Origin of the sequence: Campylobacter sp. 10_1_50 (genome assembly GCF_000238755.1) — a bacterium.
Lineage (GTDB): Bacteria > Campylobacterota > Campylobacteria > Campylobacterales > Campylobacteraceae > Campylobacter_A > Campylobacter_A concisus_R.
In genome coordinates this window covers 84223-109335 of the sequence record NZ_JH414887.1, presented here as the reverse complement: position 1 = coordinate 109335, position 25113 = coordinate 84223, and the positions used below count along the sequence as shown (strand labels likewise).

The 25113-nt window shown below is 39.2% G+C and carries 23 protein-coding genes and 2 pseudogenes; 6 read left to right on the top strand and 19 right to left on the bottom strand.

Annotated features, from left to right (window positions below; genetic code table 11):
* Nucleotides 1–146: 146 nt before the first annotated feature.
* The 3 genes and pseudogenes from HMPREF1019_RS00510 to secA form a co-directional block, all read right to left on the bottom strand.
* On the bottom strand, nucleotides 147–1346 hold the full coding sequence (locus tag HMPREF1019_RS00510; RefSeq protein WP_009293701.1) for an ABC transporter permease: 1200 nt from the start codon (nucleotides 1344–1346) through the stop codon (nucleotides 147–149).
* A gap of 51 nt (nucleotides 1347–1397) precedes the next feature.
* Nucleotides 1398–1499 (bottom strand): annotated as a pseudogene (locus tag HMPREF1019_RS10610) (SEC-C metal-binding domain-containing protein); the annotation flags it as partial.
* Nucleotides 1500–1607: 108 nt separating this feature from the next.
* Nucleotides 1608–4004, bottom strand: a pseudogene (gene secA / locus HMPREF1019_RS00505) (preprotein translocase subunit SecA); the annotation flags it as partial.
* Nucleotides 4005–4101: 97 nt separating this feature from the next.
* Between secA and lolA the strand changes: the two are divergent.
* On the top strand, nucleotides 4102–4614 hold the full coding sequence (gene lolA / locus HMPREF1019_RS00500; protein ID WP_009293698.1) for a LolA-like outer membrane lipoprotein chaperone: 513 nt from the start codon (nucleotides 4102–4104) through the stop codon (nucleotides 4612–4614).
* Nucleotides 4615–4641: 27 nt separating this feature from the next.
* On the opposite strand, the gene HMPREF1019_RS00495 is transcribed toward lolA, so the two are convergent.
* From HMPREF1019_RS00495 to HMPREF1019_RS00470, 6 genes are read right to left on the bottom strand one after another with little or no spacing between them, the layout of a single operon-like run.
* Nucleotides 4642–5181 (bottom strand): hypothetical protein, encoded by a 540-nt coding sequence (locus tag HMPREF1019_RS00495; RefSeq protein ID WP_009293697.1) that lies wholly within the window; start codon nucleotides 5179–5181, stop codon nucleotides 4642–4644.
* Nucleotides 5178–6497, bottom strand: a complete 1320-nt coding sequence (locus HMPREF1019_RS00490) for an ATP-dependent DNA helicase (RefSeq protein ID WP_009293696.1) — start codon at nucleotides 6495–6497, stop codon at nucleotides 5178–5180. Before HMPREF1019_RS00490 ends, HMPREF1019_RS00495 begins: the two co-directional genes overlap by 4 nt.
* A complete protein-coding gene (locus HMPREF1019_RS00485; RefSeq protein ID WP_009293695.1) occupies nucleotides 6498–8513 on the bottom strand; it encodes a bifunctional C40 family peptidase/M15 family metallopeptidase in 2016 nt (671 codons plus the stop codon). It lies immediately after the preceding gene.
* Nucleotides 8510–9004, bottom strand: coding sequence for a hypothetical protein (locus tag HMPREF1019_RS00480; RefSeq protein ID WP_009293694.1), 495 nt, complete (start codon nucleotides 9002–9004; stop codon nucleotides 8510–8512). The genes HMPREF1019_RS00485 and HMPREF1019_RS00480 overlap by 4 nt, the downstream gene beginning before the upstream one ends.
* Nucleotides 8997–9440 carry a DUF523 domain-containing protein gene (locus HMPREF1019_RS00475; RefSeq protein ID WP_009293693.1) on the bottom strand — a complete coding sequence of 148 codons (444 nt, stop codon included), beginning with the start codon at nucleotides 9438–9440 and terminating at the stop codon, nucleotides 8997–8999. The genes HMPREF1019_RS00480 and HMPREF1019_RS00475 overlap by 8 nt, the downstream gene beginning before the upstream one ends.
* The gene (locus tag HMPREF1019_RS00470) at nucleotides 9437–10303 is read right to left on the bottom strand and encodes a D-amino acid aminotransferase (RefSeq protein WP_009293692.1); all 867 of its coding nucleotides are present in this window, start codon (nucleotides 10301–10303) and stop codon (nucleotides 9437–9439) included. Before HMPREF1019_RS00470 ends, HMPREF1019_RS00475 begins: the two co-directional genes overlap by 4 nt.
* A gap of 104 nt (nucleotides 10304–10407) precedes the next feature.
* Between HMPREF1019_RS00470 and HMPREF1019_RS00465 the strand changes: the two genes are divergently transcribed.
* Nucleotides 10408–10914 (top strand): hypothetical protein, encoded by a 507-nt coding sequence (locus tag HMPREF1019_RS00465; RefSeq protein WP_009293691.1) that lies wholly within the window; start codon nucleotides 10408–10410, stop codon nucleotides 10912–10914.
* On the opposite strand, the gene HMPREF1019_RS00460 is transcribed toward HMPREF1019_RS00465, so the two are convergent.
* From HMPREF1019_RS00460 to rsmH, 3 genes are read right to left on the bottom strand one after another with little or no spacing between them, the layout of a single operon-like run.
* Nucleotides 10893–12842, bottom strand: a complete 1950-nt coding sequence (locus HMPREF1019_RS00460; RefSeq protein WP_009293690.1) for an FUSC family protein — start codon at nucleotides 12840–12842, stop codon at nucleotides 10893–10895. The genes HMPREF1019_RS00465 and HMPREF1019_RS00460 overlap by 22 nt on opposite strands.
* Nucleotides 12833–13126: a hypothetical protein gene (locus tag HMPREF1019_RS00455; protein WP_002940285.1), complete on the bottom strand. Its 294-nt coding sequence runs from the start codon at nucleotides 13124–13126 to the stop codon at nucleotides 12833–12835. Before HMPREF1019_RS00455 ends, HMPREF1019_RS00460 begins: the two co-directional genes overlap by 10 nt.
* Before the next feature lie 2 nt (nucleotides 13127–13128).
* Nucleotides 13129–14052 carry a 16S rRNA (cytosine(1402)-N(4))-methyltransferase RsmH gene (gene rsmH / locus HMPREF1019_RS00450; RefSeq protein WP_009293689.1) on the bottom strand — a complete coding sequence of 308 codons (924 nt, stop codon included), beginning with the start codon at nucleotides 14050–14052 and terminating at the stop codon, nucleotides 13129–13131.
* A gap of 126 nt (nucleotides 14053–14178) precedes the next feature.
* Here rsmH and HMPREF1019_RS00445 point away from each other — a divergent pair, with 126 nt between their 5' ends.
* From HMPREF1019_RS00445 to ftsZ, 4 genes are all read left to right on the top strand, one after another.
* Entirely contained in the window at nucleotides 14179–14766 is a 588-nt protein-coding gene (locus tag HMPREF1019_RS00445; RefSeq protein ID WP_002940326.1) for a class II aldolase and adducin N-terminal domain-containing protein, read from the top strand.
* A gap of 139 nt (nucleotides 14767–14905) precedes the next feature.
* Nucleotides 14906–16363, top strand: a complete 1458-nt coding sequence (locus tag HMPREF1019_RS00440; RefSeq protein ID WP_009293688.1) for a peptidylprolyl isomerase — start codon at nucleotides 14906–14908, stop codon at nucleotides 16361–16363.
* A gap of 5 nt (nucleotides 16364–16368) precedes the next feature.
* Complete coding sequence (gene ftsA / locus HMPREF1019_RS00435) at nucleotides 16369–17787, top strand: cell division protein FtsA (RefSeq protein WP_009293687.1); 1419 nt, start codon at nucleotides 16369–16371, stop codon at nucleotides 17785–17787.
* 14 nt (nucleotides 17788–17801) lie between these two features.
* Entirely contained in the window at nucleotides 17802–18941 is a 1140-nt protein-coding gene (ftsZ, locus tag HMPREF1019_RS00430) for a cell division protein FtsZ (RefSeq protein ID WP_002940156.1), read from the top strand.
* A gap of 287 nt (nucleotides 18942–19228) precedes the next feature.
* Here the strand turns inward: ftsZ and HMPREF1019_RS00425 are convergent, their stop codons facing one another.
* The 7 genes from HMPREF1019_RS00425 to HMPREF1019_RS00395 form a co-directional block, all read right to left on the bottom strand.
* Nucleotides 19229–19525: a metal-sulfur cluster assembly factor gene (locus HMPREF1019_RS00425; protein WP_009293686.1), complete on the bottom strand. Its 297-nt coding sequence runs from the start codon at nucleotides 19523–19525 to the stop codon at nucleotides 19229–19231.
* Nucleotides 19526–19528: 3 nt separating this feature from the next.
* Nucleotides 19529–20719, bottom strand: a complete 1191-nt coding sequence (locus HMPREF1019_RS00420; RefSeq protein WP_009293685.1) for a hypothetical protein — start codon at nucleotides 20717–20719, stop codon at nucleotides 19529–19531.
* A gap of 1 nt (nucleotide 20720) precedes the next feature.
* Nucleotides 20721–21059 carry a hypothetical protein gene (locus HMPREF1019_RS00415; RefSeq protein WP_009293684.1) on the bottom strand — a complete coding sequence of 113 codons (339 nt, stop codon included), beginning with the start codon at nucleotides 21057–21059 and terminating at the stop codon, nucleotides 20721–20723.
* A 73-nt stretch (nucleotides 21060–21132) separates the two neighbouring features.
* Nucleotides 21133–22173 carry a peptide-methionine (R)-S-oxide reductase MsrB gene (msrB, locus tag HMPREF1019_RS00410; RefSeq protein ID WP_009293683.1) on the bottom strand — a complete coding sequence of 347 codons (1041 nt, stop codon included), beginning with the start codon at nucleotides 22171–22173 and terminating at the stop codon, nucleotides 21133–21135.
* 77 nt (nucleotides 22174–22250) lie between these two features.
* Nucleotides 22251–23783, bottom strand: a complete 1533-nt coding sequence (gene purH, locus HMPREF1019_RS00405) for a bifunctional phosphoribosylaminoimidazolecarboxamide formyltransferase/IMP cyclohydrolase (protein WP_009293682.1) — start codon at nucleotides 23781–23783, stop codon at nucleotides 22251–22253.
* Nucleotides 23784–23813: 30 nt separating this feature from the next.
* Nucleotides 23814–24380, bottom strand: a complete 567-nt coding sequence (locus tag HMPREF1019_RS00400; protein ID WP_009293681.1) for a hypothetical protein — start codon at nucleotides 24378–24380, stop codon at nucleotides 23814–23816.
* Nucleotides 24381–25112, bottom strand: a complete 732-nt coding sequence (locus HMPREF1019_RS00395) for a TerB family tellurite resistance protein (RefSeq protein ID WP_009293680.1) — start codon at nucleotides 25110–25112, stop codon at nucleotides 24381–24383.
* Between the last annotated feature and the right edge of the window lies 1 nt (nucleotide 25113).

The window sequence follows — 25113 nt, the reverse complement described above, 5'->3', positions numbered from 1 at the left end:
CATCAATGCTAGTCTTAATGAGAAAGAATTAAAAATTGATGAGCTATCAAAAGATAAAAAATAGAATTTATTGCAAATTAAAAAAAGCATATTAGCCAATAATATGCTTTTAAAAATTAAATTTAAAGCCTAGTTTTTCTAGGCTTTTACTCATTTCTTAAAGTTTGAAGGACATTTACCTCTGTGGCTTTTTTAGCTGGATAATAAGACGATATAGCCACGATAAATACAGCTCCAACTATAATAAGCACAAGATCGATGGTTGAAAGCTCGAGTGGTAGTTTGCTTGAGCCATAAACATCAGCTGGCAGGTCTATGATGTTGAAATTTCCAAGTAAAAATAGCCCCAAAAAGCCAAGCACTAGGCCAAATATAATGCCGCCTCCACCTATTACTAACCCTTGATAGAAAAAGCTTCTTTTTATCTCGCCTTTGCTAGCTCCAAGTGCTAGAAGCAAGGCGATCTCCTGCCTGCGGTTCATCACAGTCATTAGCAGTGAGCTTATGATATTTAGCGACGCCACAAGGATAATAAGCATCAAAACTATAAAAAGTGCTCTTTTTTCAAGTGCGAGCGCTGAGAAAAAGTTGCCATTTTGCTCCCACCAGCCAATGGCAACCGTGCCAGTTGGTAGGCCTTCGCGCACCCTTTTTATATCATCAAATGGCTTACTTGAAAAGATGTGAATTCCATCATAAACGCCCTTTGGATAGTCCAAAATTTTCCTTAAGGCATCAACTGAAGTATATGAAAATGCCTTATCGTAAGCGATTAGCCCAGATGTAAATGAGCCACCTATGTCAAAGCGCTTCATCTTTGGTGTTAGCGAAAAGCCGGCTGGATCGGCCTTTGTAAAGATAAGCGTTAGTTTTTCATCGTTTCTTAGTCTAAACTCACTCGTTATGCCACTTCCCACAAGTATCTCAAAGCCATCTAGCTCTTTATCTTTTAAAGCTTCATTTACGACTGAGTTTATCTGCTTTTCGTCTTTAAAATTTACGCCATAAATTAGCCCACCTTCAAGCGCGTTTGCCGAGCGGTAGATGACCTGCGTGCTGATATATGGACTAAATTTAAGGTCGCTAAATTTAGCCTTTAGCTCATCTACAAAGCTATCATCGATCGATCCTTTAAAAGCACTTTGAACGGTTATAGGATAGTTCATCGTAAAAAGTTTGCGCTCAAATTCTTTGTCAAATCCATTCATAATAGCCATCGCAACTATTAAAACCATAAGTCCGATGCTAACACCAAGAAAGGCGAGCAAGGCGCTTAGAGCGATAAATGGCTGAGTTTTATCAAATCTTAAATATTTAAAAAGTAGGTACTTTGGTAAACTTGTCATCAAATAGCCTTTAAAAGATTAAGGCGCTTTGGCGCCTTAAAAGTAGAAATTTTAAGCAAATATGCCTTTTTTAGGGCCACTTTTGCCGTGGCAATCTTTATATTTTTTACCGCTTCCGCAAGGGCATGGAGCGTTTCTTGGTATCTTTTTTTCTGGCGTGAAATTTTCATCTTCGCCTTGATTGTTGTAGTTTAGAGTCTCATTTTCAGCATTTTGACTAGCTTCAAGCATCATCCTAGCTTGCTCTTCTTGCTCCTCACGGCTCTTAAATCTAACGATTTGAAGCGTTTTAACGCTCTCAGTTTTTAGTCTGCCAACTAGCTCCATAAAGAGGTTGTAGCTCTCTTTTTTATATTCAACTAGCGGATCTTTTTGATTATACCCTCTTAGACCTATACCAGTTTTTAGGATATCCATCTGATAAAGGTGCTCTCTCCACGCATTATCAAGCACTTGAAGGTATAAAATTTTCTCTATATCTTTTCTTTGCTCTTCATTTAGCACGCTCATCTTTTCGTTGTATCTAACCTCTAAAATTTGCGCTATTTTTTCTACTAGTTCGTTATACTCTAGTCCTTTTAGTTCGCTTTCGTCGATCTCTTCGCCACAATCCGCAAGGATGATAGAGCATAAATTTTTAATGTCATAGTCATCTTTCAAGCCGCCATGGAAAATTTCAGCCGTATCAAGTAAATTTGTAGCATATTCAACTCTATTTTGAGCTATCTTCTCGCTCATATCATAGCTCTTGTCAAGTAGCTCGTCGCGGTATTTGTAGATAGTCTTTCTTTGTTCATTTGCCACATCGTCATATTCAAGCAAGTGTTTTCTAGCCTCAAAGTGCAAGCTCTCGACTTTCTTTTGAGCATTTTCAACAGCCCTTGTCACCATGCGGCTCTCGATGCTTTCGCCCTCGTCGATACCAAGCCTATCCATGATCGCTTTTATGCGGTCGCTACCAAAAATCCTTAAAAGATTATCCTCTAAACTTAGGTAAAATCTACTCATACCAGGATCGCCCTGACGTCCAGCACGGCCACGAAGCTGATTATCTATCCTTCTACTCTCATGCCTTTCGGTGCCGATGATATATAAACCGCCAAGGTCTCTCACCTCGTCATTTATCCTGATATCGACACCACGTCCAGCCATGTTTGTAGCGATAGTCACAGCGCCTTTTACGCCAGCTTGTGCGATGATCTCAGCCTCTTTTTCGTGGTTTTTAGCATTTAGCACAGAGTGTGGGATACCAGCTTTTTTAAGCATCTCATGAAGCACCTCACTGCGCTCGATACTTGCAGTTCCTACAAGCACTGGCTGACCTTTTTCGTGAGCTTTTTTGATCTCGTCGATGACAGCTTTAAATTTCTCGTTTTGAGTTTTATAGATAAGGTCGTTTTGATCGATCCTCTTAACTGGTACGTTTGTTGGGATCGAGATAACTTCAAGATTATAAATTTGAGAAAACTCAGTAGCCTCAGTCTGAGCCGTACCAGTCATACCTGCAAGCTTTTTATACATTCTAAAGTAGTTTTGGTATGTTGTGTCGGCAAGCGTTTGGCTCTCTTCTTGAATTTTCACGCCCTCTTTTGCCTCAAGCGCTTGGTGAAGCCCCTCGCTAAAGCGCCTGCCCTCGCTTAGACGTCCTGTAAATTCATCGACAATGACGACTTCGCCATCTTTAACAACATAATGAACGTCTTTTTCAAAGAGATTGTGCGCTTTTAGGGCTTGATCTAAGTGGTGGCTTAGCACGGCGTTTTCAAGGTTGTATAAATTTTCAACCCCAAAGAGCTTTTCAGCCTTGCTTATGCCAGCCTCTGTGATCATTATCGTTCTATTTTTTTCATCTACTATAAAGTCCCCCGTTGGCTTTGAGCCTGGCACGTTTGGATCGGCTGGAGTGCCTCTGGTAAGCTGTTTTGCGACTTGATCAGCTCTTATGTAACCATCAAGCGTGCGGTTTGTAGGACCAGAAATTATAAGCGGTGTTCTAGCCTCATCTATCAAGATACTATCGACCTCATCCACGATAACGAAGTTATGGCCTCTTTGCACCTTTTGACCAGCTTCAAATTTCATATTATCACGAAGGTAGTCAAAGCCAAATTCTGAGTTTGTGCCGTATGTTATGTCGGCGTTATAGGCAGCTTGTCTTACTTCATCGTCGTATCCGCCACTTAGTATCACATCTACGCTTAAGCCTAAAAAGTTATAAAGCTCGCCCATTTGCGTCGCGTCGCGCTTTGCAAGGTAGTCATTTACAGTTACAACGTGCACTCCCTTGCCGCTCATCGCGTTTAATATAACTGGCAAAGTCGCAACCAAGGTCTTACCCTCGCCTGTCTTCATCTCGGCGATCCTACCCTCGTTTAGCACCATGCCGCCTATTAGTTGCACGTCAAAATGGCGCATCTTAAGCACCCTTTTACTAGCCTCTCTAACTAACGCAAAGACATCATTTAAAATTTGATCTAAAGTGACTTTCTCTTCGACAACTTGGGCTTTTAGCTCGTTAAATTTGATCTTAAGCTCATCGTCGCTCATCTTCTCATATGTAGGCTCTAGCGCATTTATCTGCGCCACGCGTTTTATGTATTTTTTGACTTCTCTATCGTTTTTCGTGCCAAAAATCTTTCTAAATACAGATGAAATCATTACTTTACCTTCCTAAATTTTTAAACTTTGGATCTTAGCATAGTTTAACTATTTATTTAATTAAACTGGGCTAGAATACGCCAAAAAAGGATAAAAAATGAGAAAATTTTTGATAGCTTCTCTCGTTGTGGTTTGCTCATTTGGTGCTGGCTTAAATTTTAAAAGCTTGCAAAGTGACTTTACACAAACTGTCTTTAGTGAGGGCAAAAGTGTAAATTACAAGGGTAGATTTTACGCTAAAAGCGATAACACCGCACTTTGGATATATGAAAGCCCAACACCAAAGAGAATTTACTTTGACAAAGACAAGGTGGTCGTGATCGAGGATGAGCTTGAGCAAGCCATCATTTCAAGGCTAGATGATACGCCAAATTTGACGCAGGTTTTGGCTCACGCAGAGCAAATTCAACCAACACTTTATAAGGCGATATATGACGGGGTTGAGTACTTTATAACGATCAAAAACACGCTTCCAACGACGATTGACTATAAAGACAAGCTCTCAAATAAGATAAAAATCACTCTAAGCAACCCTGTAAAAGACGCGCTCATCCCAAAAGAGACGCTAACTCCAGTCATCCCACAAGGTTACGATATCGTAAATCAATAAATTTGGCTAGCTTTTAGCCAAATTTACTCACTTCTCTCCGAAGTCTTTCCCAAATTCTTGCACATTATTTAGATCGATCGGCTTTTGCACCACGTCATTTGGATCAGGTGCGACGATAATCTCGTTGCCTTTTTTCTTCTTTTCTGGCTTTGTCATCACATCTTCATTTACGCTTGGATCAGAGCATAAATTTTGGCTTTTTATCGCTTTTATGATCTCGCTTAGCTCTAGATTATTTATCACTTTGATATTTAAAATAAGCACGTCATCGATATCAAGCGAATGCTTTTTGGCTGCGTATTTCATAAAGAGCTCTTTAAATTTCTCTTTTCCCATTGAGGTGAGGATATCCTCCACGTAAAAGCTGCCAACCACGACGTTTAGCGCATCAAGCACGTATGCTTCATTCTCCTCCACGTCACGTCCGACAACTTCAAGGTTCATGCTTATCTTTTTTGTTAAATTTTGTCCAGCTTTTGAGTAGATATCTGTCTGAAAGTCACTCACTTTTAGCACGTCTGCAAATGCAAAAACGCCAAAAACAAGGCTTAAAAATAGCTTTTTCATAAACTCTCCTTAATATGCAAAAATACGTTTTCTTGGTAAAATTTCTTAACTTCGTCGTCAATTTTAACCACTTTTCTTAAATGCTGCCTAAAATCACTTTTTTTATCATAAAAAAGTTTTAAATTTTTAGGATTTACCGCGCGAGAAAGTGCGACGTAGAGCTGTCCTTTAGCAAAGATGTGGTTGATGTTGCAAATGAGCGAGTTTATGCTCATGCCTTGAGACTTGTGGATAGTTAGCGCATAGGCAAGCTTAAATGGAAACTGATAAAGCGAAGCTTGCACGTTCTCCTCGATCTCGTCTTCATTCAAATTTAGCGCGCAAAAGTTATAAGCGCACTTTTCTATCTCGCAAATCTCGCCGCTATCTTTTTGCACGATCACGCTTGATATGGCGCCATTTTCTTTTAAAATTTGCATGATCTTGCCTTGCTCGCCGTTATAGTACTCGCCCCATTTGTTTGAAGTAAAGATGATTTTTGCGCCTATCTTCATCTCTAAATTTCGCGAGATATTTAGAGTATTTGCCCACTTTTCAAACTCTTTTTTATCTAAATTTTCATCCATAACAAGCACGTCCGAGTTTGAAATTTCAAGTGGCGTATTAAGCGCAAGAAGTCTCTTTTGATTTAGCATCTCAGCCTCAGCGTTTCTGCCAAAAAGCACACTAGTCTCGCTATCTGGCTCGATAGCTCCCACTCGCAAGCTCTCGATGTAGGCAATCATCTCATCATCTAGCTCGCCAACTCTAAGGCGAGAGAGAATTTCATAAAATTTAAGATCATTTGTGCGTTTTGAGACGAGCAGCTCAACATTTGTAAATTTCATATCCTCCCACGCACTGGAGTTAAAAGCGTATAAAAAGTTAAAAAGTTTGCTCTCATTTTGCTCTTTTTGCACGGGTGGCAGCTGATAAAAGTCGCCCACTATAAGCACCCTGCCCTTAAATTTAGAGGTAAGCAAGCGGTATCTTATCATCTCCATCACATTTGAGCTAACCATCGAAATTTCATCTATTACAAGCAGATCGCAGGCATCTAGCATATTTCTTAGCTTGCTTAGCTTATCTTTTTGGCGGTAGTCAAGCCGTCTTAGCTCCTCGTAGTCCTTGCAGTAGCCAAATTTAAAAAAGCTATGCAAGCTCACGCCCCCAAGGCTAACAGCGCTTATGCCAGTTGAGCCAAGGATGACGACGTTTTTGAAATTTTCTTTGTAGTGTCTGATGATGGAGGCGGTTAGATAGCTCTTGCCAACACCGCCACCGCCTGTTAAAAAGACATTTGAGCGAGATAAAATTTCTAAAATTTGATCTTTCATCTACTCAAACATCTCTGGGCGATACTCAAAATGCATCGTATCAAAGTGCTTCCAGCGTCCGCCCCAGACAAATTTATGCTTTTCAAATACTCGCACTATCTTTTCAGGGATCAAGTTCTCATAGCCCTTGCTCCACTGCCAGTAGTGGCTCTTTTTTACATTTATATCGATCGCGATGCCGTAGCTGTGCGCGCTTAGGCGGTTTGTGCCAGCGATGATGCGCCACTTAAATGTCCCGCCTGGATCTTTTAGATATTCAAGTAAATTTGGATCGCTCTTTGCCATCTCATTTAGCTCGTTGCTCACATCCTGCAAAGCAGCTGCAGCGCCATTTTTAGAGTTAAATTTTAAAGGCAAATTTAAAAAATCCTTTAGCCAGATGACATCTACTAAATTTGCCTTTACCGCGCTCTCGCTTGAGCCATAAATTTTGCCTAAAAGCTCGTAGTTTCTGCATCTACCAGCATCACTTAGAGCCGCACTAAGTGGCGAAAATGCAGCGTAATCAAGTGCGTTCATATCCTCCACATCAGCCCCAGTGCTGCACTCTTCATCTTTTTGTTTAAAATCATCATAGACTAGGCTCGTGCCATCGCTAAATTTAACCAAATTTTCTTCGATCTTCACGCCATAAGCTCTCTGCAAAGCTGACATCTTTCTAGCCTTATCTAGCATCCCTTGCTCAGGCCTCATCACATTTATAGAATCAACCTTAGAAATTAGCAAATTTGCACTTTGTATGTCGCTTCTATTTTGTCCGATGTTTAGCGTAGTTATCGCAGTCGCTCCGATAAGCGCACGGCCATTATTTGTAGTCTTTAGCCCCCAAGCATCATGCACGACGTAGATATCATCGCCCTTGTATCCAGCGTAGAGCATGATGTGACCTGGCAGATGCACGAGCGTGAGATATGGCACGCCTTTTTCTTTTATCTCTTTGCTCTTTGCAGCGTTGCTAAGCCCTTTTAGATTGATCTTTTCTCCCATATTTGCCTGTGCCCTTGAGTTCCTAGGCAACCACACGCCAAAGCTTGCTAGCAAGTCTTTTGTAAAAAGCGAGCAGTCCCTTAGCTTATCCACACCGCCCCAGCCATAAGGCTGAGTAAGAAGCGAGCTAAGAATAGTTTTTAAATTTGAGTCGTTAAATTTAAGTGGAAAAAGGGCGCTAAAAGACTTTGGGAGGACAAACTCCCTAAGCATATTTCTTACATAAATTTTGCCGTAGTAGTTTTTGTCATCTTGCGCCAAAACTGGCAGTATCGCGCCTACACGTGAGTAAAATAAAAAGTTTCCGCCCTTGTCATAAACTGGCATCTTGTCGGTTTTTATCGTTACAAAGCTTGATTTTTGATAGGTAAGCGCCTCTTCGTCGCTTATAAATTTGATATCTTCAACCTTCACCCAGCCCCAAACCGCATCATCACTCACAAACGCCCACGCCCTATCCTTTGAGAGGTGCGATACAAAGAGCGGATGAGCGATGCTTAGGGTGGATTCTTGCAGATAGTCAAACGGATAGCCCTCGCCTGGAGTTTGCGGGTTTAAAAATATCGGCTCGTCGGTTGGAAAATTTCTTACAGCTGTGTTTGCTGAAGTTAGAGCGTAAGCTGAAATTTGCAAAAAGCCAGCAAAATTTGCATTCTCCTTTTGTGCGTCAAACCAGCTTTGAGGTATCTGCCTAAAATTTGAGCCAAAATACTTTCTCTTCTCGCTTGGTTTATATACATTAAACGCCCAAAAAGCGTCATTTGGGTTAAATTTCACGCCTCTTAAAGTAAAAACCTTAAATCTTCTTTTTAAAATTTCATCTTGAGCAAAGCTCGCACTTTGCATATTTTGAGGTAGCGACGAGGCGTCTTGTTTTACTTCAAATTCAAGCAGGCTGATGCGCTCATTTGGCTTATAGACATTTTCGTCTGGCAGGGCATTTTGCTGCTTGTTTGGCTCTGGTTTTGTTGTCTGCGAACAACCCAAAAACAAAGCAACACTAAGTGCTAAAAATATACCTTTTTTCAAATTTCTTCCTTATCCTTAAATATAGCCTCAACGATCAAAACAAAGATATAAAACATCTTTTCATCGTTGTTTTTGCAAATTTGCCTCATCGTCTCGTTTTGATCCTTGACCTTTATATCGTTTGATCTTAAAATTTCTGCAATGTCTGAGCCAAATCTCTTTGAAAGCTCACCCACTTTGACATCATTTAGCGCATTTAAAAACCTTGTCGTGTTGCAGTCCATCTGAACTGGCTTATGCTTTAAGATATTTTTAAACTCAAGGCTTAGCTTTTTTAGCTTTTTCTTCTTGACATAGCTGTGAATGATAGTTAAAACAACCAAGCTAAAGCCAAAGAAAATGTGCAAATTTAGCGAATTTTCGCTCATCTCTCCCTTTAAAAAGAGCACACCGCTTGCAAAAAGTCCCACCACGCAGGCAAAAAGTAGCAACAAGATGATGTATTTAAAGATCACCTCGAGCATGACGTTATCTTTTAGCCTCTCAAACATCAAGCCGCCCTATCTCATCTTCGCTAAAGACTAAAATATCATTTTCTTTTAGCAGTTTTGCCGCTACGCCATCGCCAAAGATTAACTTTTTAGTGAAGCTTCCATCATAAATTTGCCCGCTCCCACAGCTTGGACTTCTAGCTTTTAAAATAGCCTTTTTGCAGCCATTTAGCTTAGCTATCTTTAGGCAAATTTTAGCTCCATTTGTGAAATTTTCGCTCACATCTTTGGCGGTTTTTGTGACGACTAAGCCACCTTTCATCTCAGCTGGCTCTCTTGGCGTGCTAAGTCCGCCAAAAACCTCTGGGCAGACAAAAAGCAGATGATATTTTTTTGAAATTTCATCTAAAATGCCACTATCTAAAAGGTTGTTTTCGCCATTAAATTTGCAGTTTATGCCAGCCAGACAAGCGCTTATTAAGACCTTTTCTCTCAAAGCCCAGCTTCTTTTAAAAGCTCGCTAGCATAAATTTCACGAAGTTTGCTTGAGATTTCGCCCACTTTTGCGCCGTTTATCGCCTTACCGTCAGCATAGATGACTGGCAAAAGTATGAGCGTAGCAGCCGAGATAAAGACTTCATCAGCCGCGTAAACCTCATCCATGCTAAATTTACGCTCCTCTATCTTTAGTCCAATATCTTTAGCGATCCTTAAAAGCCTCATACGGCGGATCCCTGGCAAAATTTCATTTGAAAGTGGCTTGGTGATGAGAGTTTTATCTTTGATGATAAAAGCGCTTGAGCTACAGCCCTCCGTGACAAAGCCATTTTCTACCATAAAGCCCTCGTCCGCGCCCTTTTTGTGAGCCTCGTTTTTAGCGTAGCACTGAGCTAGAAGCGAGATTGATTTGATGTCGCGCCTCTTCCACCTTATGTCCTCGACGCTTGCCACTTTTATGCCAGTTTTTGCAGCTTGGTTGTTTAAAATTTCGCTCTCGTAGCAAAAGATAAAGACGCTTGGGGTTAAATTTTCCATAAAATAGAAATTTCTAAACGCCACGCCTCTTGTTACTTGCATGTAAATTCCGCCCTCTTTTAAGGCGTTTTTGGCGATCATCTCATTTAAGATCGCTTCAAATTTATCTTTTTCGTAAGGCAAGCTTATATCTATCTCGTTTAAGCTTCTCTCAAACCTCGCCCAAAAACCCTCTTTATCAACCATTTTTGAATTTATCACAGGCACCACTTCATAAATTCCATCGCCAAATATAAATCCTCTATCAAATGCGCTAACTTTTGCCTCATCTTTTGGCAAAAACTCGCCATTTAAAAAGACCGTTTCTAAAGCTTTATCTGCCATTTTTAGCTCCTTAAATTTTGTGCAAATTGTATCTAATTTTGTTTGAATTTATAGATTTTTAGATACAATGAGCTGAAATTTTTAAGGTAAAAAGTCTATAAAAAATGAAAGAAAATCTAAGAAACACTATCATTAAAAATATTTTTTTCGTCTCAAAACAGCCAGTTTTATTTAGAGATTTGCTTGAAGCAAATGCCCTTTTTAACGAAGGCATGCTAGTTGATGGCGCAAAGCTAAATTTTAAATTTAACCACGTCAGGCTATATCAAATTTACGCACTCATCTGCCTTGTCGTGCTGCTGCCACTACTTATAATCACACACCATTTTTTAGCAAACACCGACGCTCACATCTCGATCCTCTCAACCGCCCTTGTCACTTCGCTGGTCTTCATCGGATTTGATATGTTTAAGGTTTGGGCAAGAAGAGAGATAAGCTTGGAGCTTATAAAAAAGGCTTGGAGCGTGCATTTTCCATATTTTGCCTACGAAAAATACTCAAGTAAGGTCGAGGAAATTTACAACACCGCTCTTAAAAACGATATTTCTAAAAAAGATTTAGAACAATATATATATGAAAAGCTAATCTCTCAAAAAGAGAGCGCTGAGTAAATTTCATTTTGTTTTAAAGCAACTCGTAAAATTAGCTTTTTAACATTTTCGTCTTTGCAAAGCAGCTTCGCTTCTATCTCGCTTATGAAATAATATGGAAGCTTCCTCGTCTTTTTATCTAACATCAAAAACCTATCTGAGATGATTTTTATATCATTTTGCAAGGCGTTTTTCTCTTTTAACTCATCTAAATTTAGATAATTTCTAAGCTTAAACAGATCGCTATTTATATCATCAAGCTTGTTAGCTATAAATTTTGCATTTTTCATATTATCATCGTCTAAATTTTTACTAACTTTTATAGCGTAGTTTAGCTCATTTAGCGAGCCTAAAATCGCTTTTTCATCCGTGCTAAAAGCATCTTTGTTTGACTCATTTAGAGAAATTTGCACTAAATTTCTAAAACCTATCAAGGCACTGCTTAAGCTATCTTTTATCGCTGTATAGTCATTTTTCCTAGTTAGCAGATATGTAAGAAAAACTATCAAAAAGCCAGCTGCCACATCAAGCAATCTATCGACCATAAGGGCTAAAAAGTCTCTTTTTATAAGCGAAAAAATAGCTGTAAATTCAAACATAAAAGCCGTTGCAAAGACGATTTGTTTGTAAGATTTTAGATAATAAACCAAAAACATACCGATAAAGACAACCACGTAAAATGCGTATGATTCACCCATAAATTTCACAAAAGCAAGCGCGATAAAAAAGCCGATAACTCCGCCAAGAAGACTATCTCTGCCAGCATTTTTCAAAGCATCTTCGTCGTTTTTGTTTAGGCTCATCACTGCTATGGCTATCCAAATTCCGTGATTGATATGCGTGGCCTGCGAGATAAATATCGCCACAGCCATACAAATAGCAAGTCGCAAGGACTCTTTTAGCGTTTCGTTTTTAAAATTTAGCTTTAAAATGGCCTCTTTAAAACTGCTCTTTTTGGCGCTATTAAATGAAATTTTATCCTCGCCGCCCTCTTTTATAAGCAAAAATTTATCATAAAGCACGCCAAGCGAGCTTGCAAAAATTTTAAAATTTGAGTTTTTAGCTAAATTTAGCGCATCAAATTTTAGCTTTGGAGTTTGATTTTTAAAGATCTTTTTAAGCTCAAAAAGGTTGTAAGCGATCTCATTTTTTACCTCGTTTAAAAGCGCTTTGTCCTCGATCCTTTCAAACGAAGCGCCCAATGTTCGAAGCAAAAGAGCGATCTCTTCAACTTTATAAAAATAAAATAGCGCTTTAGCTTGATTTCTAACTAGCTTAACATCTTTTATCTTTAGGCTTTTGTTTGCAAAAATTTCTTTTGATTTATCAATCGAGCTCATCAAATCTGCAATGCTTGCGTAAAAATGGCTCGTGCCAAGCGCCTTGCTCGATAAGATAGCGCTGTCTAGTAAAAAGCTGATGCTTTTTTTAGTAAATTTGCCGTATTTGCCAAAATTTTCAAATTTTATGATGATGCTTAGCACGCCAGCAAGCACTAGACCGCCGATGCTTTCAACCACATTTAGCCCTACTGCGGCCTTTGTCACAAAAGCAACTAGCCCTGTTGCATTTACGGCGAGTAAAATTTTGTTTAAATTTGAGCTATAAATTTGGCTAATGCCTACCACAAATATCCAGACAAATACGATAAGTGAGAGCCAAACGCCAAGGCTCATAAGGGGTGCAACAAAGGGCATAAAAGCGCAAGAAAGCGCGATGTAAAGCAGCAAAAATGCAAATTTGCTCCTATCTTTGCACTCAAGCTCGCCAAGAAAGAAGATACCCATCGTAATATTTACAGCCATGATAGCGCCACTTAGATGAAAGAAGTAAAAGCACAAAAAGCAGTTAAAAGCGATGGTTGTAGCAGCTTTTAGCGAGTAGATGAGCTGAAAATTTGCAGGGTCGTAGTAGCGAGTAAAGCTTTTAAATTTCTTGATTATTTCCATTGACGCTCTTGCATATTGTTTAAAATTTGATTTTTATAACGCAAATTTTCAAGCTTTATGCTAAGAGCTCTGTTTTCTTCAAGGAGCATATCTCGTTTGCCGCTGATATCGGCGATATCTCTACTTATATAATAAATTTGATTTGCTATATAAATTTTTGGCAAAAATAGAGCCAGCGCTATAAAAACCGCCAGATAGACCATCACTAGCGTCTTAAAGCTTAAATTTACCTCACGTTTTTGCTCCTCGTCGTGAAGTGTTAGCAGCTCTTCTTTTTCTTGCATCTTTATCCTTTTATCTTAAAAACACGCAGTTTTGCGCTCTTGCTTCGTGAGTTTTGCGCTAGCTCACTTTGGCTTGCTGTTAGTGGTTTTTTGGTTAAAATTTCACCCAGTTCGTGGTTGTTTCCACACTCACATCGGTAGATGCCGGGCGGGCAGATACAGCTGTTTGCCCACTTTTTGAAGCGCTCTTTTACGATCCTATCTTCAAGCGAGTGAAATGTTATGATCGCCACCAAACAATCTTTAAAACCGTCCTTTTCTATGCTATCAAGCAAATTTGTTAGCTCATCTAGCTCGCCATTTACCTCTATCCTGATCGCCTGAAAAGCAAGGATCGCAGGGCTAACACCGCGCCCTTTTATCTGGGCTGTGCCTATTATGTTTGCAAGCTCTTTTGCGCTTGTTATCTCGCCTAAATTTCTAGCATTTATTATCTTATTTGCGATCCCAAAGGCATTTTTTAGCTCGCCGTAATCCCTAAAAATCCTAACTAACTCATCAAACGAGTAGCCATTTACCACGTCATAGGCGCTAAATCCTCGCTCTTTATCCATGCGCATATCAAGCGCGCTTGAGCCAATACTAAAGCCCCTATCATCCTTATCTATCTGCAAAGAGCTAACGCCGATGTCAGCTAAAATTCCTCTAACATTTGAAATTTCATCGCTGCTAAGTTTGCTAATAAGCTCAGAGAAATTGCTCTTATAAATTTTCACTCTACTGCCAAATGGCTCAAGTTTTTTGAGCGAGAAATTTATAGCTTCGATGTCTTTGTCGCAAGCGATCAAATTTAAATTTTCATTTTGAGACAAAATGGCACTAGAATGTCCAGCATATCCAAGTGTGCAATCTATAAAATTTCCACGCAGGTCTTTAAAAAATGATAAAACTTCGTCAAGTAAAACGCTAATATGCGGACTTTGCAACACTGCCTCTTTAATGAAATTAGTGTGAAAATTTATCGAAATTTTACTTAAAAAGCTATCATTACATAAAATTTTACACAAATTTTAAGATAGCTTAAATATAATCACCCAAACATAGGAGAAAAAATGGACTTATTGCACTCAACAAATGAGATAAAAAAGATATCTCTTTCGATGTTTAGAAAGAATTTTTTTGGTGTTTTTCATGGTTCTATCTCAGCAAGAGTAGAAAAAAATCAATTTATCATCAACAAGCAAAGTGCCATTTTTGACGACTTGCAAGATAGTGATCTAACGCTTCTTTCATCAAAAAAAGACTACCGATGGAATGATGCGAGCTTAGATGCCGATATACACTTAAATATCTACAAAAACATAAATGAAGCAAAATTTGTCTGCTACGCCATGCCTCCATACGTGACAGCTTATGCAATGAAACATGAAAAGATCGCACCAAAAGACTATTTTGGATGCATGAGATTTAATGAAATTTTAGTCTATGATCCAAAGCAGTTTGACGACTGGTATGAGCGTGCTGAGACAGAGATTTATAGAGCGATGATAGAGAAAAATACTAACGTTGTCGTGATCAAAGGATACGGTGTTTACGCGTATAGCAGGAGCCCTCAGCTACTTGCAAAAGATATAGCTTTGTTAGAAAATAGCTGCAAACTACTTCATTTTACTGGTGATTACAGCGATTTTAGCATTTAAATTTTTGCTAACAAAGATAAAAAATGTTAGTAAAAATTTAGCAAGAAACGTTTTTATAAAGCCCCATTTTAAGCTTATTTAAGCCAAATTTCTATAAAATATCGCACAAGCTTTGTTAGTATTTTAAAGGAAGAACTTAATGTTATCTTGGATGCAAAAACATAAAAAATACCTAGTCGTGACAATTTGGGTAAGCACGATAGCCTTTGTCGGTGCTGGTTTTGTCGGCTGGGGCGCATACGATCTAAACAGCAACAGAGCTACTTCAGTAGCCAAAGTAGGACATAGAAATATAAGCGTTCAAGAGTTGCAACAAAAATACGATAGGTTATATCAGTACTACAACAATGTATTTGAAGGCAAATTAACTCAAGAGAAAGCTGAAGAGTTAGGTTTAGAAAATGCTGCACTTCAAGCTGCTATTCAAGAAAATTTACTATTAAATTTTGCAGACGATATCGGTCTAAGCGTTAATAAAGACGATGTTTTAAAATATATAATCGTCGATCCAACATTTCAAAAAGACGGTGTTTTTGACAAAAATTTATACTACGACGTGCTAAGAAGAGCCAGGATAAACCCAACTGATTTTGAAGACAATCTAAAACTAACTATCTTACTAGATAAACTTAGAACTATTTTAAATTTGCCTGCTAGCAAAGAAGATATCGCCATGATGGAAGCTAGCTTTTTCATGCAAGATAAATTAGCTGTGCAAGTAGTAAATGCTGATCAAAACGAGATCAAAGTAGATGAGAAAGAGCTAAAAGATCTTTGGGAGATAAATAAAAATAACTATATGACAAAGACACTTTATGGTATAGATACATACTTTGTCGAATCAGAAAAAAGCGACGCAAACGAAAGCGTTTTAAAATCTTACTATAACGAGAACCAAGATAAATACAAGGGTTCTGATGACAAGATAAAACCTTTTAGCGAGGTAAAAGCTGAAGTTAATAAAGACTACAACATAGAGCAAAGCAAAACTAACGCTTTAGAAAAGTATGTCGCTGTTAAAAAAGCTGAACTTGCAACTAATGGTTTTATAAGTGTAAATGAGGACAACGCTACTTTTTTACTTGATGAAATAAAGGGTGCAAAAGTTGGCGAAGTGATAAAACCATTTATCTACAAAGATGGCTATTTGATAGCTAGAGTAAAAAGCATAACTCCTCCACAACCTATGAGCTTTGAACAAGCAAGAGCTAATGTGCTTGAAATTTATAAAAGTAAAAAAGAAAAAGAAATTTTAACAGCAAAAGCAAAAGATACTCTACAAAACTTCAAAGGCACAGATGTTGGCTTTGTTAGCAGAGAGGTAAATGGCTCTATTGCGGGCTTAAATGAGAGCGATACAAGAGCTTTTGTATCTCAACTTTTTGACACTAACAACACAAAAGGCTATGTTATATTAGATGACAAAGCCGTAGTGTACGATATTTTGGAACAAAGATTGCTTACTAACAATATAAATAACAACTATAAGCAAATAACACAACAAAATGTTGCAATGCTTAAAAACAACGAGTTGATAAAAGATTTAACAAACAAACTTCTAAAATATTATGAAGTTAAAGAATATGTCAAAAGGTAAAAATTTTGAGTACTAGAATTTTAGGCATAGATGTCGGATCATTTCAAATTTGCGCTGTTATAGCAGAGCAAAATGATGATGGCATAAAGATAATAGGAATAGGCACAGAAAAAGCACAAGGTATAAAAAAAGGTGCTATAAACAACATTGAACTAGCTGCAAAATCTATAAAAAACGCACTCATAGAAGCGCAAAAAGTTGCGGGCACACACTACGAAAGAGTAGTAGTTTCGATATCTGGCAAATATACTAAAAGCGTAAATAGCAGCGGCGTAGTAAATATACCAAATCATGAAATAGGCATAAAAGAGATAGAGCGTGCTATGCAGATGGCAGATCACAATGCCGAGACTTCCCCAGAATATGAAAAACTTCATGTCTTACCTTACAACTTTAAGGTGGATGGACAAGAATTTATAGAAGATCCTATTGGCATGAATGGCACTAGACTTGAAGTGCAAACACATATCATAAGTATCCAAAAATCACAACTAAGCAACCTAAGAAAGGCTGTAAATTTAGCAGGTGTGCAGGTTGATAATGTAGTTCTTTCTGGCTACGCTTCAGCCATAGCAACACTAACAAAAGATGAAAAAGAACTCGGTGTTGCGCTCATAGATATGGGCGGCGAGACATGTAATATGGTAGTGCACGCTGGAAATTCACTAAGATATAACTCATATCTACACGTTGGCTCTGCAAATATAACCATAGATCTTTCAATGGCGCTTCATACTCCTTTGCCAAAAGCTGAAGAGATAAAACTAGAATATGGCAAACTAGTAAATAAATCAGTTGATCTTATCGAGCTTCCAAGACTTGGTGATGAGCAAAAAACTCACGAAGTTTCACTTGATGTTATATCAAATGTCATCTCAGCTAGAGCAGAAGAGACTGTGATGGTGCTTGCAAACATGCTTGAAGATAGTGGATATAAAGACCTTGTTGGCGCTGGCATAGTACTAACTGGCGGCATGACAAAGCTTGATGGGCTAAAAGACCTAGCTTCTGCGATATTTGACAACATGCCAGTTAGGATCGCTAGACCAAAAGAGATGGATGGTTTATATGAGATTTTAAGAGATCCAGCAAATTCTTGTGCGATAGGACTTTGCATGTATGGAGCTGGTGAATTTACACCTTATGAGATAGACTCAGAAAAAAAGATGAGATATAAAGGTGAGTTAAGATCAAAGCCAAAAACAAATTTCAATATTTTTGAAGAAGAGAAAAAAGAGAAATTTGAAACAAAAAAACAGAATAAAGATGATTTTGAAGAGGGCATTGAGCTTGTAAATATGGATATAAATTTAGAGCAAACAAACAACAAAAACGAGCTTGCAAATATCGCTGATATAAGTAAGCAAGAAAAAAAACCAAGTGCTTTAAAGAAATTTTGGCACAGCATGACGCAACTATTTTGAGGAGAATTTTTACTATGAGCAACAGTTTCACAATCGAAGAGAACAAGAGCCTATATAGCGCAAAGATAAAGGTAGTAGGCGTAGGTGGTGGTGGTGGTAATATGATAAACCACATTATAAGAGAGAATCCAAATTTAGACATCGATCTAATGATAGCAAATACGGATGCTAAAGCACTTGACAATTCTCCTGCACACACAAAGATACAGCTTGGTGAGAAAAAGACAAAAGGTCTTGGCGCTGGCATGAGACCAGAAGTTGGCAAAGAGGCTGCACAAGAGAGCTACGAAGAGATAAAAAGTGCTCTTGAGACTTCTGATGTTGTGTTTATCGCTTCTGGTCTTGGCGGTGGTACAGGTACAGGCGCTGCTCCGGTTGTTGCACAAGCTGCAAAAGAGATAGGTGCGCTAACAGTTGCTGTTGTGACTATGCCTTTTTCATTTGAGGGTAAAAAGCGCAGCAAACTAGCTGATATCGGTCTAAGCGAGCTTAGAAAAGAGAGCGACTCTATCGTTATCATACCAAACGACAGACTTTTAACTTTGATAGATAAAAAATCAGGCATCAAAGAGAGCTTTAAAATGGTTGATGAAGTGCTTGCAAGAGCGGTAAATGGTATGTGCTCTATCGTGCTTGACTCTGGTGTCAGCGATATCAACCTTGACTTTGCTGACGTAAAAACAGTTATGAGTCACAGAGGTCATGCTTTAATGGGCGTTGGCGAGGCTTATGGCGAGGGTGCAGCTCAAGAAGCTATAAAAAATGCTATCCAATCACCACTACTTGATAACATGAACATAAACGGAGCGCTTGGCGTTTTAGTTCATTTTAAAATGCATCCAAACTGCTCACTTGATGACCTTCATAGTGCGATGTCAATGATCGAGGAAGCATCTGATGATGATGCTGATGTGATCTTTGGTACAACAACTGATGAAAACATAGAAGACAATAAAGTCGAAGTTACCATCATCGCAACTGGATTTAAAGGTACTGAAAAAGAAAACGAAGAAAAAAAAATAGCCCAAGAGCCTGAAAACGATCTTCTAAATAAAAATATCGTTTTAAAAAGAAGAGTAAGCGGTGGATATAACAGTGATGAGTATATCTCTCAGCTAGATATCCCATCATATCTTCGTCACCAAATGGACTAAGTCCTAACTAAAAATTCTCCTGTTAAATTGCAAGTTCATCTTGCAATTTACCTTTTTATATATTCAAATTTTAACCATTACCTAGCAAATTCCTAAAATTATATTCTATAACTCGCATTATATTTTTAGCTTTTACTTGCATAAATTTATTTGTAAATTTATTAAAGAGCTTAAGCAGCCCCGAACAAATTTAACCGAGCTTTTATGATAATTTTAAAATTTAAAGTAGAAGTTTAAGGAGAAAAGCTAGAAATTTGCTAACTAAGTTAAATTTCTAGCCAAATTTATTAATTCACTCCAAGTTGTACTTTTACAAAGTCACTTGCCATTTGGATATTCCACTCTGGCTCCCAAACTAGGTCGATCTCACACTCTTTTACACCCTCTACGCCAAGTACGGCAGTCTCTACCCAGCCAAGTATCATCTCATGAAGCGGACAAGACTTGGTTGAAAGCGTCATCGTCACCTTTGCTTTGCCGTTTTCATCGCAGCTTACGTCGTATATCAGTCCAAGCGAAACGATGTCAAAGCCAACCTCGGGATCGACGATATTTGATAGAGCATCATAAATTTTTTCTTTCATTTTTTATCCTTTAAAACCAGTAAATTTAAAAACATTTATCATATTTACAGCAAGCAAAATGATGCTTAAAGCCATAAAAATCATACTTGCATAGACTAAATTTCTCATCTCAAAGCTAACCGCCAAAGGATAGCACACAAGCGAAATGGTATTAAATGCTATGGCAAAATATGCAGCCTTTTTTAGTATCATCGCATCAAGCAGTGGCACTTTTGCCTTGCCGACAAATGGTGCTACGTAGTGATACCATATAAGAAATGGCGCGATCTTATAAAGATGAGCCACGATAAAAGCAAATAAAAAGCCATATATCATAAAAAACGCAGCCAAATTTAACTTTTCAAAAATCATAAATATAGCAGCCACAAACAAGGCAAGCAGCGAAAGAGCGATATTAACATTCCAGTAGTCATACGCCTTTCTCACGCGCTTTTTTAAGATATAAAATGCCTGAGCTATAAAAAGCAAAGCCGCCACAGCCACTGCAAAAATGGCTAAATTTTCATCGATTGCCAGCAAAACGCCAGCCAAAATATAAGAGACAAGAGAGGCTTTACTAAGCGTAAATTTAAGATCATGTGCCAGCGCAAACATCGGTAAAAGCACGCTTGCAGCTCCAAGTATCACGAAAAATACAAAACCCAGCACAAAATATACGTGAAATTTTAACGCCATAGCAAAATCAAGCATAAGCGTGCCACCAAGTATCATCACTAGGCAAAATCCAAGCGTTATACCAACTAGCAAAAATATCGCCGAGACAAAGAGCGCAAAGGCAGCGAAACTTCTTTTTTGATTATCCATAAAGCTTAGCGCATAGGTCGAGCCAAAAAAGAGAAGTGTGCCAAAGAGAAAAACTGCGCTGATTTGCAAAATCCTAGCTTCACCAAATATCATCGCATAGCTCATAGCAAGTAGCGACAGGCAAAAGATGGCTAAATTTAAAATAGCCCCTTTTACCGTGAAAAATGGCTTTTCTAAGATGACCGAGGTTAGCTGATAGAGCGCTCCGATGATGATGCTCATCACAAAGCCAACAAAAAATATATGCAAAAAGCCAGCCGTATTTAGCGAACTAATCGCCTCAAAATCAGCGTAAAAAAACGCCCCAAGGCTAAGCGCTAAGAAAAAAATGCCAGCGATAAAGTAGCCGCCAACTAGCTTAAATGGCGGCGCATAAGTGTTTAAAAGCATCTTAGTGGCAAAGGCTAGTGTCTATGTTTTCTATGCTCGCACCCTCTTTTAGGCTAAAAGTCATCTTCACAGCTCCGCCCTCAAGGTCCTCGCGCTTAATGTCAAAGCTCTTTTCTATCTTTGGGATGAGCCCAGCTGGAAATTTGTGATTTACCATCACGATCTTTGTGTTTTTATCAGCAAATTTTATAGCCAAAAGTGCGTTCATCATAGGCTCTGGCGGAACGCAAGGACGTGAGTCAAAGCCCACAAAATTTACCCCATTTTCACTAAATTTATAAAACGGCACCGTCGCACCATCGACGCTAAACTGCTCTGCATTTTTGAAAAATTCACTCATTTTTTCTCCTTTTGATTTTGGAGAATTATACTCTGATTAAACTTTTCAAACCATTGATTTGCTTCAACAAAAGCTACTTGACGTAGGGGATAAACTCCTCGTATCCAAGCCTAGCCATATCCTCAAGCGGTATAAATTTAAGGCTTGCGCCGTTTATACAATACCTTAGTCCGCCCTTGTCACTTGGTCCATCTTCAAAGACATGCCCAAGGTGCGCGTCGCTGTTTTGAGACCTCACCTCAACCCTTTTCATCATAAAAGAGTTGTCCTCACTATACGCAAGCGCCGTTGTCGTGATAGGCTTTGTAAAGCTTGGCCAGCCACACCCTGCGTCAAATTTATCAGCGCTTGAAAAGAGCGGCTTGCCACTGGTGATATCGACATAGATGCCCTTTTTGTCAAATTTATCATACTCACTGCTAAATGGCCTCTCAGTCGCCGCCTCCTGTGTCACGGCATACTGCTCGCTACTTAAATTTCTCTTTAGCTCCTCTTTGCTAAGCGGCTTAAATTTAGCCTCATCGTAAAGCGGCTTGCTCGCCAAATTTAGATCGATGTGGCAGTAACCAAAAGGGTTTTTATCTAGATAGTCTTGGTGATACTCCTCAGCAATGACAAAATTTTTAAGAGGTGCTACCTCAACTGCGATCTTATCTTTAAATTTCTTTTGCTCTATCTTTATAAAGCTCTCAATGACAGCCAGATCGTCCTTGCTAACATAGTAAATCCCGCTTCTATACTGCCTGCCGACGTCATTGCCTTGTTTGTTTAGCGAGGTCGGGTCGATCACTCTAAAAAAATGAGCCAAAATTTCAGCCAAAGCGACCCTGTTTTCGTCAAATTTCACATAAAGTGTCTCGGCGTGATCGCTCTCGTGCAGCTCACGGTAGCTCGTGCTCTCACTCTTGCCATTTGCGTAGCCCACCTTCGTATCCACCACGCCAAATATCTTTTTAAAATAGCCCTGCATGCCCCAAAAGCAGCCACCTGCTAAATAAATTTCTTTCAAATTTTGCCCTGCCATCGTCTGCTCCTTTAAAAACTCATCTTTTGCCATCAAATTTACACCCAAAAATACCGCCAAAACCAAGAGAAAATTTAATATCTTTTTCATGTGAGCTCCTTTTTTTGAAGGATTATATAAAATTTAAAGTTATAAAGTGTGAAGCAAGGGGCAAACGCCCCTAAATTTTAGTGTAAAAAGTGTCTAACGCCAGTGAAATATAGCGACATGCCGTGCTCATCGGCAGCCTCTATCACCTCATCATCTCTGATGCTACCGCCTGGCTCGATGACGCATTTTACGCCCACTTTGCTAGCGATGTCAATGCTATCTCTAAACGGAAAGAACGCCTCGCTTGCAAGCACGCAGCCATTTAGGTCGATCTTTAGCTCTTTTGCCTTTGCCACGGCCGCACGAGCAGCATCCACGCGGCTAGTCATACCCATGCCAATAGCCACCATCGCGCCATCTTTTACATAAACTACGCAGTTACTCTTCGTTAGTGCAGCCACTTTCCAAGCGATCTGAGCGTCTTTTAGCTCGCTGCCAGTTGCAAATTTCTTGCTCATTTGCTTCATATTTTCAAGCTCTTCGTCTTTTACGAAGTCTCTTTCTTGAAATACAAATCCACCATCGATGTGCTTAAAGTCAAATTTATCATTTGCGCGGACTAAAAATTTATTATCCTGAGTGAAAATTTTGATGCGCTTTTTGCTCTCAAACACCTTAAGCGCGGCATCATCGACATTTGCAGCGATGATTACTTCAACGTAAATTTCATTTATCTTTTTAGCAAGCTCCTCATCAAGTGTGCCATTTATCGCCACCACACCGCCGTATGCTGAGATCGGGTCGCACTTAAGCGCTGCTACGTAGCTCTCAAGCAACGTATCTTTTACCGCAAAACCGCAAGGATTAGCGTGCTTGATGATAGCCACTGCTGGCGCGTCATCAAAGCTAGTTGCAAGCATTAAAGCGCCATTTATATCGGTCATGTTATTGAAACTTGCCTCGCCTTTTAAGGCTCTAAAGTTGTTTGTGAAGAAATAATCAAACTCATAAAGCGCGCCTTTTTGGTGTGGATTTTCGCCGTATCTAGTGTCAAAAACCTTGCTTCCCACGATAAATCTAGCATCACCAAAACCGCCATTAAATCTATCATTCATATAGTTTGCTATCGTGCTGTCGTAGGCTGCTGTATGCTCGAACGCCTTTATCATCAGCGATCTTCTAAACTCATAATCATCGCTTTTCTCTTTTAGGCGCTTTAAAATTTCATCGTAGTCAAGCACGCTTGTGACTATGAGCACGTCTTTAAAGTTTTTAGCAGCGCTTCTTACCATGGCTGGGCCGCCGATGTCGATATTTTCGATGATCTCGGCAAAGTCATCGGTCCTGATGGTAGTCTCTTTAAAAGGATATAAATTTACGCAAACTAGGTCGATGCCCTCGATGCCATACTCCTTTGCCTGAGCCACGTGTGTAGCGTCATCGCGTTTGTGCAAGATGCCACCGTGTATCTTTGAATGAAGGGTCTTTACCCTGCCCTCAAACATCTCAGGCGACGCCGTAAATTCGCTAACCTCAGTGGCTTTGACGCCCTCGCTCTTTAAAAGTTTGTAGGTGCCACCAGTTGAAAGTATCTGCCAGCCAAGCTCTTCTAGCCCCTTTGCAAACTCTACAATGCCCTCTTTATCGCTAACGCTAAGCAACGCTCTCATTTTTTCTCCTTTAGATTGATTAAATTTATTTTATTTCTCCGCCAAACACATCGCTTTTTCAAGCACAAGTAGCCCCATGGCTGTGTCTTTTTTGATATTTTCTTCTGTTAAGTTTTCAAGCTTTTCTAAACTTTTTCCACTTGCATTTACTGCAAAGTGGCTCTTTTTAACTAAATTTTGAAACTCGCCACCTGCGATATCCACACTAAAGGCATAGTTTGAAATTTGCTTGCCACTAAAATAGCTTGAACTTAGCACGCTTAAATTTACAGCCTCTTTTTTATTAAATGCCTCGCAGATCGGGCTTTTAGCGCTAAATTTCACCACCTTTATGCCGCCCTCATCTGAAAATATATACTCTTTAAACTCATTTAAATTTTTAGCTCTAACTGCCTTAAAATCAGCCTCAACGCCATCACTGCCAGTTAGGATGATGCTAGCAGCGCTTGTCTTATTGTATTCGCCGATCTTTTTGCCATTTTCAAAAAGCGTGCTATCTTTTAGCTCAAATTTGATCTCATTTCCATCAAGATCGCTCACGTTTAGCTCTCTGCAAAAGCTAGCCACCGCTAACAGCAAAATCACAAATTTCTTCATCTAAACTCCAAATTTCTCTTTTAATCGCCCATAAGCCTCATTTATCTCCTGAAGCTTCTTAGTAGAGCGCTCTATCACCTCTTTACTCTCGCCTCTACCCATCAAAATGTCAGGGTGATACTGCCTCACAAGCTCTTTGTAGCGAGCCTTTACCTCATCAAGGCTTGCATTTTTGCTAAGTCCTAAAACCTCAAATGCATCGTTTTCTTGGCTCATCTCATCGTGATCCGCTCCAAACCTCGAGCCATAAAAGCTATCAAACTTAAAGATTATCTCATCAAGCGTCTCTTTGTCGATGCCAAATCCATAAGCGATATTTCTTATAACATCTTGCTCGCTTTTGTTAAATTCTCCGTCTATATAGGCTAAATTTAGAAAAAAAGTGAGCCTAGCCACACAGGTATCGTAGTTTAGATTAAACGTGCGCTTGTAGTTTCTGGCGGTTTCATAGGCGTTATCTACATTTTCTTTTTGGCTATTATAAACCTCTTTTAGATACTCACGCACGCCGCTAACACCGCTAACTTTCTGGCTTAGATCATCTAGCACTTGAGTGATCAGCCTAGCCTCTAGCTCGCTAACTCTGCCGTCACTTTTAGCGACTTTTGCAAGCAGTGAGACTAGAAATTTAGCCTCATCTACATTTGCTTGTTTCTTGCGGTTGCTACTTTGGACATTCATAAATAAAAATATCGCACCGCCTAATATCAGTAAAAACAGGACTCCAGACATA

Coding starts and splice junctions, on each gene's coding strand:
- HMPREF1019_RS00510 (WP_009293701.1), bottom strand. CDS start 1,346: ATGACAAGTTTACCAAAGTACCTACTTTTTAAATATTTAAGATTTGAT.
- lolA (WP_009293698.1), top strand. CDS start 4,102: ATGAGAAAATTTTTGATAGCTTCTCTCGTTGTGGTTTGCTCATTTGGT.
- HMPREF1019_RS00495 (WP_009293697.1), bottom strand. CDS start 5,181: ATGAAAAAGCTATTTTTAAGCCTTGTTTTTGGCGTTTTTGCATTTGCA.
- HMPREF1019_RS00490 (WP_009293696.1), bottom strand. CDS start 6,497: ATGAAAGATCAAATTTTAGAAATTTTATCTCGCTCAAATGTCTTTTTA.
- HMPREF1019_RS00480 (WP_009293694.1), bottom strand. CDS start 9,004: ATGTTTGAGAGGCTAAAAGATAACGTCATGCTCGAGGTGATCTTTAAA.
- HMPREF1019_RS00470 (WP_009293692.1), bottom strand. CDS start 10,303: ATGGCAGATAAAGCTTTAGAAACGGTCTTTTTAAATGGCGAGTTTTTG.
- HMPREF1019_RS00465 (WP_009293691.1), top strand. CDS start 10,408: ATGAAAGAAAATCTAAGAAACACTATCATTAAAAATATTTTTTTCGTC.
- HMPREF1019_RS00460 (WP_009293690.1), bottom strand. CDS start 12,842: ATGGAAATAATCAAGAAATTTAAAAGCTTTACTCGCTACTACGACCCT.
- HMPREF1019_RS00455 (WP_002940285.1), bottom strand. CDS start 13,126: ATGCAAGAAAAAGAAGAGCTGCTAACACTTCACGACGAGGAGCAAAAA.
- HMPREF1019_RS00445 (WP_002940326.1), top strand. CDS start 14,179: ATGGACTTATTGCACTCAACAAATGAGATAAAAAAGATATCTCTTTCG.
- HMPREF1019_RS00440 (WP_009293688.1), top strand. CDS start 14,906: ATGTTATCTTGGATGCAAAAACATAAAAAATACCTAGTCGTGACAATT.
- ftsZ (WP_002940156.1), top strand. CDS start 17,802: ATGAGCAACAGTTTCACAATCGAAGAGAACAAGAGCCTATATAGCGCA.
- HMPREF1019_RS00425 (WP_009293686.1), bottom strand. CDS start 19,525: ATGAAAGAAAAAATTTATGATGCTCTATCAAATATCGTCGATCCCGAG.
- HMPREF1019_RS00420 (WP_009293685.1), bottom strand. CDS start 20,719: ATGCTTTTAAACACTTATGCGCCGCCATTTAAGCTAGTTGGCGGCTAC.
- HMPREF1019_RS00415 (WP_009293684.1), bottom strand. CDS start 21,059: ATGAGTGAATTTTTCAAAAATGCAGAGCAGTTTAGCGTCGATGGTGCG.
- msrB (WP_009293683.1), bottom strand. CDS start 22,173: ATGAAAAAGATATTAAATTTTCTCTTGGTTTTGGCGGTATTTTTGGGT.
- purH (WP_009293682.1), bottom strand. CDS start 23,783: ATGAGAGCGTTGCTTAGCGTTAGCGATAAAGAGGGCATTGTAGAGTTT.
- HMPREF1019_RS00400 (WP_009293681.1), bottom strand. CDS start 24,380: ATGAAGAAATTTGTGATTTTGCTGTTAGCGGTGGCTAGCTTTTGCAGA.
- HMPREF1019_RS00395 (WP_009293680.1), bottom strand. CDS start 25,112: ATGTCTGGAGTCCTGTTTTTACTGATATTAGGCGGTGCGATATTTTTA.